Annotated in this window: 22 protein-coding genes; all 22 read left to right on the top strand. The window is 62.5% G+C overall.

Annotation, left to right across the window (positions count from 1 at the left end; all coding sequences use genetic code 11):
• Positions 1–11 precede the first annotated feature (11 nt).
• The 22 genes from A3AI_RS0118415 to A3AI_RS0118295 all read left to right on the top strand — a co-directional run bounded on the left by A3AI_RS0118415 (position 12) and on the right by A3AI_RS0118295 (position 13389).
• Complete coding sequence (locus A3AI_RS0118415) at positions 12–299, top strand: DUF5983 family protein (protein WP_036048695.1); 288 nt, start codon at positions 12–14, stop codon at positions 297–299.
• Positions 300–309: 10 nt separating this feature from the next.
• Entirely contained in the window at positions 310–606 is a 297-nt protein-coding gene (locus A3AI_RS0118410; protein WP_024517002.1) for a hypothetical protein, read from the top strand.
• Between the two features lie 47 nt (positions 607–653).
• Positions 654–917, top strand: a complete 264-nt coding sequence (locus tag A3AI_RS0118405; protein ID WP_024517001.1) for a hypothetical protein — start codon at positions 654–656, stop codon at positions 915–917.
• A gap of 366 nt (positions 918–1283) precedes the next feature.
• Complete coding sequence (locus tag A3AI_RS0118395) at positions 1284–1985, top strand: beta clamp domain-containing protein (protein WP_024517000.1); 702 nt, start codon at positions 1284–1286, stop codon at positions 1983–1985.
• Positions 1986–2049: 64 nt separating this feature from the next.
• Complete coding sequence (locus A3AI_RS0118390) at positions 2050–2253, top strand: hypothetical protein (protein WP_024516999.1); 204 nt, start codon at positions 2050–2052, stop codon at positions 2251–2253.
• Positions 2253–2558 carry a hypothetical protein gene (locus A3AI_RS0118385; RefSeq protein ID WP_024516998.1) on the top strand — a complete coding sequence of 102 codons (306 nt, stop codon included), beginning with the start codon at positions 2253–2255 and terminating at the stop codon, positions 2556–2558. Before A3AI_RS0118390 ends, A3AI_RS0118385 begins: the two co-directional genes overlap by 1 nt.
• A 70-nt stretch (positions 2559–2628) precedes the next feature.
• Positions 2629–3222 carry a hypothetical protein gene (locus A3AI_RS0118380; RefSeq protein ID WP_024516997.1) on the top strand — a complete coding sequence of 198 codons (594 nt, stop codon included), beginning with the start codon at positions 2629–2631 and terminating at the stop codon, positions 3220–3222.
• A gap of 3 nt (positions 3223–3225) precedes the next feature.
• Positions 3226–3477, top strand: a complete 252-nt coding sequence (locus A3AI_RS0118375; RefSeq protein ID WP_024516996.1) for a hypothetical protein — start codon at positions 3226–3228, stop codon at positions 3475–3477.
• 1 nt (position 3478) lies between these two features.
• Positions 3479–3748: a hypothetical protein gene (locus A3AI_RS0118370; RefSeq protein ID WP_024516995.1), complete on the top strand. Its 270-nt coding sequence runs from the start codon at positions 3479–3481 to the stop codon at positions 3746–3748.
• 86 nt (positions 3749–3834) lie between these two features.
• Positions 3835–4446: a hypothetical protein gene (locus A3AI_RS0118365; protein WP_024516994.1), complete on the top strand. Its 612-nt coding sequence runs from the start codon at positions 3835–3837 to the stop codon at positions 4444–4446.
• A 58-nt stretch (positions 4447–4504) separates the two neighbouring features.
• Positions 4505–4882, top strand: coding sequence for a hypothetical protein (locus A3AI_RS0118360; RefSeq protein WP_024516993.1), 378 nt, complete (start codon positions 4505–4507; stop codon positions 4880–4882).
• Between the two features lie 41 nt (positions 4883–4923).
• On the top strand, positions 4924–6729 hold the full coding sequence (locus tag A3AI_RS46300; RefSeq protein ID WP_024516992.1) for a DUF3560 domain-containing protein: 1806 nt from the start codon (positions 4924–4926) through the stop codon (positions 6727–6729).
• Complete coding sequence (locus tag A3AI_RS45355) at positions 6716–7222, top strand: DUF6884 domain-containing protein (RefSeq protein ID WP_051382436.1); 507 nt, start codon at positions 6716–6718, stop codon at positions 7220–7222. The genes A3AI_RS46300 and A3AI_RS45355 overlap by 14 nt, the downstream gene beginning before the upstream one ends.
• Positions 7223–7233: 11 nt before the next feature.
• Positions 7234–7473 carry a hypothetical protein gene (locus A3AI_RS0118345; protein WP_024516990.1) on the top strand — a complete coding sequence of 80 codons (240 nt, stop codon included), beginning with the start codon at positions 7234–7236 and terminating at the stop codon, positions 7471–7473.
• Positions 7474–7516: 43 nt separating this feature from the next.
• Complete coding sequence (locus A3AI_RS0118340; protein ID WP_024516989.1) at positions 7517–7915, top strand: hypothetical protein; 399 nt, start codon at positions 7517–7519, stop codon at positions 7913–7915.
• A 156-nt stretch (positions 7916–8071) separates the two neighbouring features.
• Positions 8072–8878, top strand: coding sequence for a hypothetical protein (locus A3AI_RS0118330; protein ID WP_024516988.1), 807 nt, complete (start codon positions 8072–8074; stop codon positions 8876–8878).
• Positions 8879–8922: 44 nt separating this feature from the next.
• Positions 8923–9147, top strand: coding sequence for a hypothetical protein (locus tag A3AI_RS0118325; protein ID WP_024516987.1), 225 nt, complete (start codon positions 8923–8925; stop codon positions 9145–9147).
• The gene (locus A3AI_RS0118320) at positions 9144–9449 is read left to right on the top strand and encodes a hypothetical protein (protein ID WP_024516986.1); all 306 of its coding nucleotides are present in this window, start codon (positions 9144–9146) and stop codon (positions 9447–9449) included. The genes A3AI_RS0118325 and A3AI_RS0118320 overlap by 4 nt, the downstream gene beginning before the upstream one ends.
• Entirely contained in the window at positions 9449–9835 is a 387-nt protein-coding gene (locus A3AI_RS0118315) for a hypothetical protein (protein WP_024516985.1), read from the top strand. Before A3AI_RS0118320 ends, A3AI_RS0118315 begins: the two co-directional genes overlap by 1 nt.
• A gap of 130 nt (positions 9836–9965) precedes the next feature.
• Complete coding sequence (locus A3AI_RS0118305) at positions 9966–10508, top strand: hypothetical protein (RefSeq protein WP_024516984.1); 543 nt, start codon at positions 9966–9968, stop codon at positions 10506–10508.
• A 48-nt stretch (positions 10509–10556) separates the two neighbouring features.
• Positions 10557–11651, top strand: a complete 1095-nt coding sequence (locus tag A3AI_RS0118300) for a zinc finger-like domain-containing protein (protein WP_024516983.1) — start codon at positions 10557–10559, stop codon at positions 11649–11651.
• Positions 11652–11706: 55 nt separating this feature from the next.
• On the top strand, positions 11707–13389 hold the full coding sequence (locus tag A3AI_RS0118295) for an AAA family ATPase (protein WP_024516982.1): 1683 nt from the start codon (positions 11707–11709) through the stop codon (positions 13387–13389).
• Position 13390 lies beyond the last annotated feature (1 nt).

Genomic DNA, 13390 nt, shown 5'->3' with positions numbered 1-13390 from the left:
GGGAGGTATCGATGTCACATCCGAACCTCCAGTCCTTCATGGATTTGTCGACGGCGCACCTCAAGCCATCGACACGCGAGTGGCTCGACAGTCTCGACGGCCAGGACAACCTCTCTCACTGGGTCGCTCAGACGCCGTACGGGTGGTTCCTGTACTGCGACGAGGAGAACGGCGACAACTCCTTCCCCGACGACCTGTTCGCCTGTTTCACCTACGCACGAGAGAACGGCGCCGCCTACATCCTGTTCGATGGCGCCGCCGACGCGGTCGCGGATCTTCCAACCTACGAAGACGACTAGGAGAAACCCCATGGATACTCAATCGCTCGACAAGCTCACTGACGGCCCGAAGATGCTCAACTGGATCGCGGGCGAGCTCAACATCCTCGCCCGCGCCTTCGACATCACCGGCAACGAGCGCGTGGCGGAGCAGTTGTTCAACTACGCAAACCAGCTCGATGCCGCCCGCAAGATGGTCGAAGAGGGCCGCAACGAGGCGCTCAACTCGGCTGTCCGTGCATCCGAACAGGCGTGCGGCGACGTGTTCCGGGCGGCGATGGCCGGCATCGCCCTCGGCTCCGGCAAGCCGCCAGCCATCAAGCTCTGATCCAACACCGCATTCGCAGTGCGGGCCCCATTCCAAGGAGACCACCAATGAAGCATCACGCCTATACCGTCATCGACGGTGACATCGTCCTGACCAGCAAGTACCCCTTCCCCGCGCGCCCCGCCGAGGATCACCGGCTCTATCCCCTGCCCCCGCAATCGCTGGCGCGCGATCCCGAGCCGATCGGCATTCGCCTCTGGCTTGACCAGACCATCTCCACCTCTCCGATCGAGGCAATCTGCTTTGCCGTCGGGCACGTCGCCCTCGGCATCATCGTCGGAACCGCTTTCTTCAACTGGATCACCGGATAGACCATGCCTGTCGTCGTCACTCGCACTTGCCGCATATGCCAGAAGCCATTCTCGTTCGCGAACGACGGGCATCGCGGCCACATGATCTATTGCTCCCGCCCCTGCCGGCTTGCGGCAAAGCGGGAGAAGCGACCCAAGACTGGGCGACCCGGTGGCCGTCCTCGCCTCGATACTCACTGCAAGCGAGGCCACAGGCGCACCACCAAGAACACCTACGTCTCATCACGCGGCACCAGAACGTGTCGCATCTGCCAGTCCATCATGGAGACCGCGAGGCGACAGCAGGTCGCCCGCGAGGCTTCCTTCATCTGCATCCCAGCCTGACCAAACCACCGCTTTCGCAGAGCGGATCACAAGGAGACCACCATGCTACGCTTCAATGCGAACCTGTTTCGTATCGCCTTCGCCTGCGCCTCCGGTGAGGAGACCCGCTACTACCTGCAAGGCGTGTTCGTCGAGCCGCACCCGTGGCGCGGCGTCACCCTGACCGCCACCGACGGCACCCGCCTCGTCTCGATCCACGACGAGCACGGCAAGGCCGACGAGAAGGCCATCGTCAACCTCGGCGATATGCTCAAGCAGTGCAAGAGCAAGCCCGGCTTCTATCGCGTGGTCCAGATCGGCACCGGCGAGAACTCGGCCACGCTGTATGAGGGCGACGACCCTGCGGCCGAGACCAGCTTCAAGCGGGTAGCCGTCGTGGACGGCGTGCGGGTCGATGGCACCTATCCCGACTACCGGCGCGTGGTGCCGCTGGCTTTCAAAGATGTCGGGGCCCCGGCGTTCCAGGCCGAGCACCTCGCTTCCTTCACCCAGATGGCGCGCGAGCTTGCTCTGCACACCGGCTGGAAGCCGCCGCGGGTTGATTACAACCGCGACCGCAAGGACGCATTGCGCATCCTCTGCTCCGCCGAGCACAAGCCGGAGACATCGCCTGCGCTGATCCTGTTCCCGGCTTGCGACTTCGCCTTCGGCATCCTGATGCCCGTCGACTTCAAGCAGAAGGAGACGCCACACCTGCCGAGCTGGTTCGTGCGGCGTGAGCCGATCGCCCAGGCGGCGGAGTAGCAATTCCTCAACCGGCCCGCGTTCGCAGCGCGGGCTATTCCCCGATCCAAGGAGACCAACCATCATGTCGAACCACGACCGCATGCGGAACGGCAATGCCGTGCTCGCAGCCTATGAGCGCATCCCCGGTGTCGAGACACGAGATGACGGCGCGCCGCTGTCTCAGGTCCTGACCGATCTCCTGACGGACCTGCGTCATGCCGTTCCGGCGGGCGACTTCGCAACAGCGATCCGCCTGTCCGAGATGCACTTCGAGGCGGAGGTGTGATGCCCATGCCCAAATCCAACATCGGACCCCTAATCGACGAGTACGGCCTGATCCAGGCCCAGATCGCCGATCTCAAGCTCAAGGCCGAGCCGATCTACGAGCAGATCAAGGCCATGGGCGCCGGCAGTTACGAGGGCGATTTCTACCGCGCCACCGTGAGCGAGTACGAGCAGTCCAAGCTGGACATGAAGGCGGCGCGAGCCAAGCTCTCGCGCCAGTTCATCAAGGCCAACACCACCAAGACGCCGGTTACCAAGGTGACCGTCTCAGGCCGCACCGCCGAGAACGTCAAGGAGGTCGCATAAGGAACCGCCCCGCGCGCCGGCTTTCGCAGAGCCGGCGATGCGGTTTCACCCACCACCAAGGAGACCAATCATGAACCTATTCGATGGAGACGTGTTCGAACGAGGCGGGCGCAAGTTTCGCTTCAAGACCGTGCACGATGATAGCATGGGGCCGCCATGGAAGGAGCACGATTGCCATGGCCCGGTGCGCGAGGATCACTATGGCGACGCCAAGTCCCCGGGCGAGCGCCTCCTGCATCGCACCCGCTGGGGCGCCTACTTCTACGATTTCGCGGAGGCGACACGCATCGCCAAGCGCGACGGCTGGGGCCTTGGCGAGAAAGACCTTGCCAAGCTGGAACGCAAGCTCGGTCGCAAGCCCTCACGCAAGCAGATCGTCCGTGAGGCCGTCGAGCAGGACTTTCAATACCTCGCCGGCTGGCTCAACGATGACTGGTCCTACGTCGGCATCATCATCGAGGAGGTCAAGAGCGACGAGCAGGAGTCGCTCTGGGGCATCGAGAGCGATTGCCACGACTATCACGTCGAGGTCGCCGACGAATTGGCGGACGAGATCAACGCTCGCCTCAACGATGCATTCGCCGCCGAAGTCGAGGCCTCGCGCCCCGACATGTATCCCGCCCCATCGATCAACAGCGACGCCTTCTGGCGTCTGGAGGCCTGACCCATGACCGTCAAAATGAACCCGCCCCTCTGCTACATCGTCGTCCCCGCCGCCGAGCGCGGCGAGCGCATCGGCATCGTCAAGCGCGGCGAGACCGGCTACTACACGACCGATCTCGACGACGGCTCGCTGCCGACCATCGCGTCGTCCGGCCTCTCGGTCGAGGCCTTCGTCCGCCACATGAACTCGCGCCTCGGCGTGACCGAGGACGAGATGCTGCACATGATCACGCAGTCGATGCGGAAGGAGGCGTGACATGGTCCGCGTCCGCTGTGATCGCTCCGAGAGCCAGTCAGACGGCGCCACCGTCTGGTACGCCGACTGGATCGGCGGTCCCTCCCTCGCCAAGATCGAGAACTGCCAATGGGAGTCGATTGCCGGTGACATGCGTGTCACCGCTTTCGTGACCGGCGAGGCCGACACCTACTTCTCGATCCCCGCCTACTGCAACCACCGTGGCCGCCGTGTGCGCGGTTACATCACCTCAACTGACGGGAACCTGGTTTTCCGTCACTGCTACTTCTGATCACCCGCGCGACGGTTTCGCAGGCCGTCGCGTGGTTTCACTCCCCCTCCCCGGTCGCAGCCGGGATCACACCAAGGAGACCAACCATGGGTCAGTACCATAAGACTGTAAACCTCACGAAGCGCGAGTTTCTCATGCCGCACGATCTTGGCAACGGGCTCAAGCTCTGGGAGCAACTCAACGGCGGCCCCGGCGGCATACAGGATGCGCTCACCATCCTGCTTGCCGTGTCTAACGGGCGCGGCGGCGGCGATTTCGGTGAAAATGATCCCGACGACATCGTCGGTCGCTGGGGCGGCGATCGCGTCGCTATCATCGGCGATTATGCCGAGGATAGCGACATCAAGGACTACCCGGTCCCGGCGAGCGAAATCTATGGCCTCTGCGTTGATGCCGAGGATGTCGCGAGCGGCGATCTGTCGGCTGATGATCTCTCGAAAGCCTTCACCGACATCACCCCTCTCGTCTGCGCCTATCTGGAGCGCCTCTACGATGGCAGGTACGTCGGCAGCGGGTGGAAGCAGTTCATCAGCAAGGACAGCAAGGTCTGGCGCTGGAAGGGGATCTCACCAAACCATTATCGTCAGACCGGCAAGGTCGAGGAGATAGCCAGCGCCACAATCACGGTGGCGTGGAATAACGATGAGACCAGAATCTACAGCATCGCCAATCCGGAAGAGTACTTCGCAACCTGCTGATCCCTCAACGCGCGGCCGTTCGCAGCGGCCGCGCCCCACCATCGCAAGGAGACCACCAATGTCACGACACAATGAGTACGACCGCCTGTGCGCCACGAAGAAGGGACGCCAGCAGTGTCTCGACGCCGTTCGCACCATCGCCGACAAGCACGGCGCGACCATCGAGCTGCATGAGTTCAACGGCCCTCGCGAGATCGGCCTCGAACTGATCTGCGGACCATACCAGTGCATGATGCACTTCGACGGTTCCGAGAAGATCGGCGCCTATCTCGGCCACTGGCACACAAGCAGCAGGTCCGATGCGACCTACCCCGACGAGTTCTGTGTCGTCGGCTCCATCAATCAATTCCATCGGCAGAAGGCGACCACGATCAAGTACACGCTGACCGACTTCGTTGGAGCGCTCGACAAGGGCCTGACCTTCCTCACTGCCTAACCACCCCCGTTCGCAGCGGGATAACTCAAGGAGACCAATCAATGATGAATGCCACCTATTCCCCCGACGACAACAAGCTCCGCCTCTATGCCTCGACCCGTCTCGACGCCGAGACCTATGCCCGCGTGAAAGCCGCCGGCTTCAAGTGGGCGCCGAAGCAAGAGCTATTCGTTGCGCCCATGTGGACGCCGGATCGTGAGGACCTGTTGACCGAACTCTGCGAGGAGATCGGAGACGAGGACACAAGCTTGATCGACCGCGCCGAGGAGCGCGCAGAGCGCTTCGAGGACTATAGCGACAAGCGGATGGCCGACGCCAATCGCGCAAAGGCCACCGTCGATGCGATCGCGGACAATATCCCGCTTGGCCAACCCATCCTCGTGGGTCACCATTCCGAGAAGCACGCACGCAGGGATGCGGAGCGGATCGAGAACGGCATGCGCAAGGCCGTCAAGATGTGGCGCACCTCGCAATATTGGACGGCGCGCGCCGCTGGCGCCGTCCGGCATGCCAAGTACAAGGAACTGCCGGAGGTGCGCGCGCGTCGCATCAAGACCATTGAAGCCGACAAGCGCAAGAGCGAGCGCAGCAAGGCTGAGTCCGAAATGTGGCTTAAGCTCTGGACCGCTTGCGGGGGTGAGGCGGATGCCGACAAGCAAATGAAAATTGCGATCGCCATCGCAGATCGCTGTTGGCTTCATCTGCCACGCAAGGAAGGAGACAAGCCGGATTTCGATCAGCGTCCGACAGCATCTGACGGACTGACAAACCGCTACCCCAACCTCTACGCGCCGCGCACCGTGGCCGAGGTCGTCGAGCATGCAAAGCGGGTTTACCCGCGATCGATCGAGCAGTGCGACCGCTGGATCGAACATTACGACAACCGCTTGGCCTACGAACGCGCCATGCTTGAGGAACAGGGCGCAACCCAGCTGCTGGCGCCAAAGCCTCGTCGGGAATTGATGCCGCTTCTCAACTACCGCGCAACCGGCGGCGCCATCACGACGGAGAACCAGTACGACCGGGGCCGCACGATCACCTACCCCCAGGTCGAGATGACAAAGGCGGAATACGCCAAGATCAATAACGACTATCGCGGCGTGCGATTGGGGTCGGACAAGCTGCACCGCTTCCGGACGGCCATGATCAAGCACAGCCTTGTGAGCGTGTTCCTGACCGACAGCAAGGCACACCAGGAACCGAAAAAGACCGAGCCCGCCGAGTTCGTGCGGGAGTTCGTCGCCCGCCCGCCTCGCACCGAGCAAACGGAAAAGCCGGAAGCCTCGTCGTTCGAAGCCATGGCAGATACTCTCCGTAATGGCGGCGTGCAGGTCGTTACCGCTCCGCAACTGTTCCCGACGCCAGCGTCGCTGGCTGAAGAGGTGGCGGAGCTGGCCGACTTGCAGGATGGTCATCGTTTGCTGGAGCCAAGCGCCGGCACTGGCATGCTGCTTGATGTCGCCCGCCGATCAGTCGATGGCTGCCTGAGCGCGGTCGCCGTCGAGATCAATCCGCAGCTGGCGCAGGGTCTGGCGCAACGCTTCCCGGGCGTGACCGTCGTCAATGCGGACTTTCTCGACATGGCAGGCTGCACGCAGGATGCGAAGTTCGACCGCATCGTGATGAACCCGCCATTCGAGAACGGCGCAGACATCCGCCACATCGAGCACGCGCGGACCTTGTTAAGGCCGGGCGGCCGGATCGTGGCGATCTGCGCCAACGGTCCGCGCCAGCGCGCCAAGCTTCAGCCGATCGCGGTCGAGTGGCGTGACCTTCCTGCCGGCACGTTCAAGGAGTCCGGCACGATGGTCAACACCGCCCTGGTCGTGATCGATGCGGCGCTATAGCGACGCCGCCATCTTCATGGCCTGTAGCGCCACCAAGAGCAAAGACCCAGGCCCACCACATCGGCTCTACCAAGGGCCGATGTGGCTCACGCTCAAGACGCACCGCGGCGCGTTCGACTGGACGGATGTCTACGTCCTCTCAGCCGAGTACGGCTTCATTGAAGCCCAGCGGTGGATACAGCCGTACGAACAGCGGCTGACGCCGGGCCGCGCCGACACCTTCATGGAGCGGCGCGGCCTCACCAAGGCATCCGACACATTCATGCCCCTCTCGCACCAGCAACAGATGCGCCCCGCTCGGCGGCGCATCCTGGTGGCGGCGGGATCGGAATATCGCCGGGTGCTCGACCACTACATCGGCCATTTCCAGCAAGAAGGCTGGATCGCGGCCGATGCCGACATCACCCGCACCCACGGAGGCATCGGCGAGCAACGCCACCAACTCCGTGAGTGGCTCGACCACTTCAACCGGGTTCGCAGACCCAATACGTAAGGAGACCAGCAATGGATGCGCCAACCAAGATCCAGTTCGTCAACGATCTGACGACCGCCATCGTGGAGGAGATCATCGAGAACATCCCTCGAATGCCGGAGGACTGGGACGGCCACGAGCTGCGGCGCTACATCGCCGACAAGTTCGAGGAAAAGACCGGCGGTTCGCTTGGCCGCGGCGTCGTTCGCTCTGGCGGCAATTCCAAGCGGATGGCCGCCTACCGCAACGATGTCATCGTCAGGAACCTCTAATCACCAGCCGGGCTTCGCAGGCCCACCAAGGAGACCAAAGCCAATGAACAAGCTTATAGCTGTCACGGCACTTATTGCGTCAATCATCATCTCACCGGCAAGCGCAGCGCCGCTGACGGATGAGGAGAAATCCTACATCACGATCGAGCTCGGTTCGCTCTCAGTCGCGAATATCTGCGGATACTCTGTCGTCCGAGGGTCGCTCAGCAAGCTCGGCGACCAGATGGGTGTCGACGACAGAATCGGCACCGCAGCTATCGAGGCCCTCAAGGTTGGCATGGGTACTGACTACGACCGCGCCATGCTCATTCCGGAGGTGACGCGCTTCGTCAACGAGACTGTCGACTATATGGCCACGGCGTCCAGGAACAGGGAGGCCTACTGCCGCAAGTTCGCTCCCGTTCTTCTTGATCGCGGCACCATCGAAAAGAAGACTCACTAGCAACGGGCTTCGCAGGCCCTATCACAAGGAGACCAACCATCATGAACTATCGCATGTCGGATAGCGCGCCGCTTTACGCGCTGCTGATTATCATCGGCGTCATCGGCGTCCTCGTCGCGCTGCTGTTCTGGCTCTTGTTTTGAAGGAGGAACAGTCGTGACCTACAGCTGCACCGACTTCACCGATAGCATTCTCTCCGCACTCAACATTGTGGTGCCGGAGGATGCATATGATCAGCCCGATAAGCAGGCGGACCTCGCTCTCGCCGAGATCGACCGACTACAGGCGATCGAGAAGATCTTTCTGGATCACGGCGACCACATCATCGCAGCCCTGAGCCTTATGCATGGCATCGACGACGAGAACGGCCGGGAGGAGGACGCGAAGGCGTCCCGGGACCTGATCGAGACCCTGCAGAAGCTCGACAGCAAGGAGGAGCCAGAGACCGGCACACTCAAGGAAGCCTTCGGCTTCAGCGTCGGACAGGCCGTCCGCATGCTCTGTGACTGCTCGGGCGAAGACCACGAGGGCGCCTACCAAGAGGTCGAGCCAGGCGCGAAGGGAACGATCGACTCGATCGAACGCTACGCCGGTGACCAAGGCATCACCATCACCGTCGTGATCGATACCGGCAAGCGCGACAAGGACGGCGATCCGATAACCATCGTCAACGTCTTCGACGAGACCGACGGGCCTCCATCGCAGTTCTTCGCAGTGGTCCCAAGTCTTGGACCGTTGCAGCGTTACCGTGACGCATTGATAGATGTCGATCGGCCGACAAGCGCATATGCAATAGCCCTCATAAATATACTGAAGCGGATGGCGGAGATCGAAAGCCGGAGCGTCACTAAAAGCCACTACCGTGACCTCGGCCCCGACGAGCAAGACGAAGTGCCAACCGGCGGCACCTACAACGAGCTGTGGGACGCCGTGATCGATGAGATCAAGGCTGTTATCGAGTAATCACCAACGGCGCTCGCAGGCGCCACAAGGCAAGGAGACCAACAATGCCTAAGTTCACCATCGAGCGGACGTATGACGTTCCGCACTATCGGCATGAGACGTACGAAGCACCAGACCTCGAAGCGGCGCTCAAGATGGACGCCGAGAACGACGACTGGGAGGGGCAGAAGGCCGACTGGGAGACCACCGGCCCCGAGCGCGTCACCGGCGCTTGGGCCGGTGATAGCGCCTATGTGGGCGAACAGCTGATCAAAGAGGCCCAGTCATGAAAATCTGGGTCCTCTCAACCTGCGTTCCCGACGATCCCGAGCCCTGTTGGCCGCGCGTGTTCACTTCGGTCGAGGAAGCCGACAACGCATTCGAGCAGGTGATGCGCGGCGAGTGGGAGCGCGCCGAGCCCAACGACGAGGATGGCAACAAGCGCGATTTCCCCGACGACCCGTTCGACGCCCACGAGGAGCTGAAAGACATCCTCGGATCTTCGTGGGGCCAGTGGGAAATCACCGAGCACGAGGTCAAGGTGCCGCTGCTGGCAACGCTGATCGTCATGCTGACATTTTGGAGGAAATAATGAAAGTCTGGGTTCTGATCATTGACCACCGGCACGGCACCGACTTCTCGGTGCACACCTCACAGGCCTCGGCAGAGGCCGCCAATTTCGCCTATTGCGATCAAAATTGGTCTCAGGAGTTCTCGGAGGACCGGCCAGCCGACGATGATCTAGCTCGCGTCTATTGGGAGCGTCAATCGCAACGCGGCGATGAATGGCACGTTCTCGATGAGGCCGAACTCACCGGCGACCTGACCGTCCCTCCGATCATGGTCCCCGCCAACCACCACGGTGTCAAACCCGGATTCTACACGAGGCCAGACATCGTGCGCCTGCTCAAGAAGCACTCGATCGACCAGCCGGCGGTGGCGTTCATTGCAGACTGCATGGAGCAGCCATGCACCTGAAACCCGCCTCCATCGAGCGCGATGCCGTGTTTCTTCTGATCGGTATCGCGATCGGTTTCGCTGTAGCCCTCGGCCTGCTCTAAACCCACCACCAACGGCGTTTCGCAGACGCCAACAAGGAGACCACCAAATGGGACTCGATATCACTGCCTACACGCGCCTGACCAAGATCGAAAACCCAACCCTCGATGAGGATGGTTTTTACGATGACGGATTTCAGGCGACTGCCTCGGTCATCGAATGGACCGAACAGAACTGGCCCGGTCGCACGGCCGGGATCGAAACTGGCGCGGTTTATGACTGCGCCGATAGCTTCGGCTTCCGCGCCGGCTCTTACAGCGGCTACAACGCATGGCGCGAGCAGCTGGCCAAGATGGCCGGTTATCCGCTCGGCCATTACGATGGACAAGTCGGGCAACGCGAGAGCCATTGCGTCGCCTGCTGGAACGGGCAGACCGGTCCGTTCGCCGAGCTGATCAACTTCGCCGACAACGAAGGGACAATCGGACCCGTCGTCTCGGCCAAGCTCGCCAAGGACTTTGCGGAACACCAAGAGAAGGCCGAACAATGGGCTCAGTCGTTGCTGGACGGTGACTGGTTCATCGCCAAGTACCGTGACTGGCGCAAAGCCTTCGAGATGGCCTCCGATAATGGCGCCGTCGACTTCCACTAACCCCAACCGCTTGGCGTTTCGCAGACGCCAATTCAAGGAGACCAGACTATGAGTCACTTTACCGTTCTCGTCATCTCTCCCACCAAGCTCGACGAGGAGAGCCTCCGCCCGATCCTACAGCCGTTCCACGAGTTCGAGTGCACGGGAATTGACGACCAATACGTCATCGACGTGGACAAGACCGACGAGGTCATGGAGCAGTTCAACAAGCCGGTGTCCGTGGTGAAGCTCGTGTGCGGCACGTTCCTGGATCGATACGACCCATGTTTCTATGTCGAAGTTCCAGATCAGAGCTGGGGTGACAAGGAGTTCAAGCTACCGGATGGCGCCGTCGAGCTGGAGTTGCCGGCCGTGGAGGCCCGCCAGCACGGCCTCGGCTATGCGACGCCGGCCGAATGCGCTACCGACTATTTCGGCGCCTTCGAGCGCGACGGCCGCTTCTATCGCCACACCAACCCCAATGCGAAATGGGATGGCTGGACGATCGGCGGCCGCTGGGCTGGCATGTTCGCCCCGAACTATCAGCCGGAGACTGACCCTGACAATGAGGAGATTTGCGACTTCTGTCACAAGGGGAAGCAATTGCGCGATGACGGCCCGAGGCCCTGCCCTCACTGCAACGGCAAAGGCGTAAAGACGAAGTGGCCGTCGAGGTGGAAGAACGTCGGCAACGTCGCCCAGCTCAAGGACATCCCGCTCGAAGCGCTCCGCAACGAGGCGGAGGTCGCTGCACTGAAGCAGTTCGATAAAGCGCAGGAGGTCATCGCCGGCCGCTCCTACAAGTCGTGGGATACAGTCAAGGAGGAGTGCGGCGGCGACATCGAGCAGACCCGCGAATCATACTGGAGCCAGCCCCCGATCGAGGACCTCAAGAAAGCCGAGATAATCGGCTTCTTCGATGATGACGATGTCATCAAGAAGTTCTGGATGACACGGGCTCAGGTGGCCACCCGCGCCCGACGCCGCGCCGTGCAGACCTTCGCCGTCGTGAAAGACGGCCAATGGTACGAACGAGGCGAGATGGGCTGGTTCGCCTGCGTATCCAACGAGAAGGACGGCGACGTCTGGGACGAGGAGTTCGCCAAGCTGCTTGACGACCTGCCCCCGGAGACCTGGCTCGCCGTCGTCGACTGCCACATCTGACTTCAACCCGCCGGGCGTTCGCAGCGCCCGGCATTTCCCTCCAAGGAGACCAATCGTGAAAACCAAGTCTGAAGAAGTGGCGGCCGACGTCGCCTTCCTGCTTCGCGCGCGCAATCCGTTGATCTGGATCGTGACGAAAGAGGAGCCCCGGGTCGAGAAGTACCTCAAGGAGGCGGCGATCGCCGCCGGCTATATCCCGAGATCGTGGGACTGCGGCCGCGGCGTCGTCGATGTCAAGGGCGAGCAGAATGAGTTCGGCCCCGAGACGATGGACATCGGCGAGACCTTGAAGGTGATCCGGAGCCGCGCGGAGGCCAAGAGCGATCGCGGCGCATGGATCATGCGCGACCTGCCGCCGTGGATCGTCGGCCCTGGCGGCATGGTGACCTGCCGTCAGGTGCGCAACCTGGCCCTCGACCTGCCCGGCATGCCGCGCGATGCAGCACAGGCCCTGATCGTGATCTCGCCCTCGGGCGACGTGCCGGCCGAGCTCGGCAACCATGCCACCGTGATCGAATGGCCGATGCCGGACCGCAACGAGGTTGCGGCCCTGCTCGATGCCCAGATCAACTCGTTGCCTGAGTTCGAGAACAAGGTCGATCCGGACACCGGCAAGCCGATCCTCGATGCGGCAACGCGGATGCCTATCCCTGATCCCACCAAGCCGATGCGCGCGCTCGCCGCACCCAACGGCGTTCGGGATGCGGCGATTGATGCTGCGACCGGCCTCTCCGGTGAGGAGGCTCAGGCCTGCTACGCCAAGAGCCTGGTGCAGCTGCGCAAGATCGACCCGATCGCCGTGACCAAGGAGAAAAAGCGCGTCATCTCCAAGTCGGGCGTGTTGGAGTGGATGGACCCCCTGCCCGACGGCATCGACGGCGTCGGCGGTCTCGAAGTCCTCAAGGCGTGGGCGTTGGAGCGCAAGCTGGCGTACAGCGCGAAGGCCCGCGCCTATGGCCTGCCGCCGCCCAAGGGCTGCTTCCTCGGCGGCATCCCCGGCTGCGGCAAGACGCTGACCGCCAAGGCACTCGCCTCGGCATTCGGCTGTCCGTTGATCAAGCTCGACCTCGGCGCCCTCAAGGGCAAGTTCGTTGGTGAGAGTGAGGCCAACCTACGCAAGGCGCTTCGCACCATCGAAGCGATTGGGCGTTGCGTGCTCCTGATCGACGAGGTCGAGAAGGCGCTCGCTGGCGCCACCGGCGGCGCAGCCGATGGCGGCGTGTCGAGCGACCAACTCGGCGCGCTGCTGCAGTGGATGAACGAGCCGCACGAGGCCTTTGTCATCGCCACCGCCAACGATCTCGACAGCATAACGACCAATGCGCCCGAGTTCCTGCGCAAGGGCCGGTTTGACGAATTGTTCTTCGTCGACCTGCCGAACAAGCGGGAGCGCCTGGAGGTGTTGCGGGCGGCGCTCAAGGCCAAGGGGCGGAAGCTCGACGACCTCGATCAGGACGATTTGCCACTGATCGTGGCGGCGACCGATAAATTCACCGGATCGGAGATCGCCGAGCTCGTCCCCAGCGCCATGTTCGCCGCCTTCGCCGACGGCGAGCGGCCGATCAAGGTCGCCGACCTCGTCAAGTGCGCCAAGGCCACGACGCCGCTAGCCCAGACCGCCGAGGCCAAGATCAAAAAGCTGAAGGAGTGGGCCGAGAAGCGGGCCCGCTTTGCCTCCGCGCCTGAGAACGTCGTCGAGTTGGCGGCCGTCTCCGGCGGCCGCGCGCTGGACCTCTAAG

It is taken from the genome of Bradyrhizobium sp. Tv2a-2 (genome assembly GCF_000472425.1).
Taxonomy (GTDB): Bacteria; Pseudomonadota; Alphaproteobacteria; order Rhizobiales; family Xanthobacteraceae; genus Bradyrhizobium.
The sequence above is the reverse complement of the archived record's forward strand: the minus strand, read 5'-3'. Positions and strand labels throughout refer to the sequence as shown.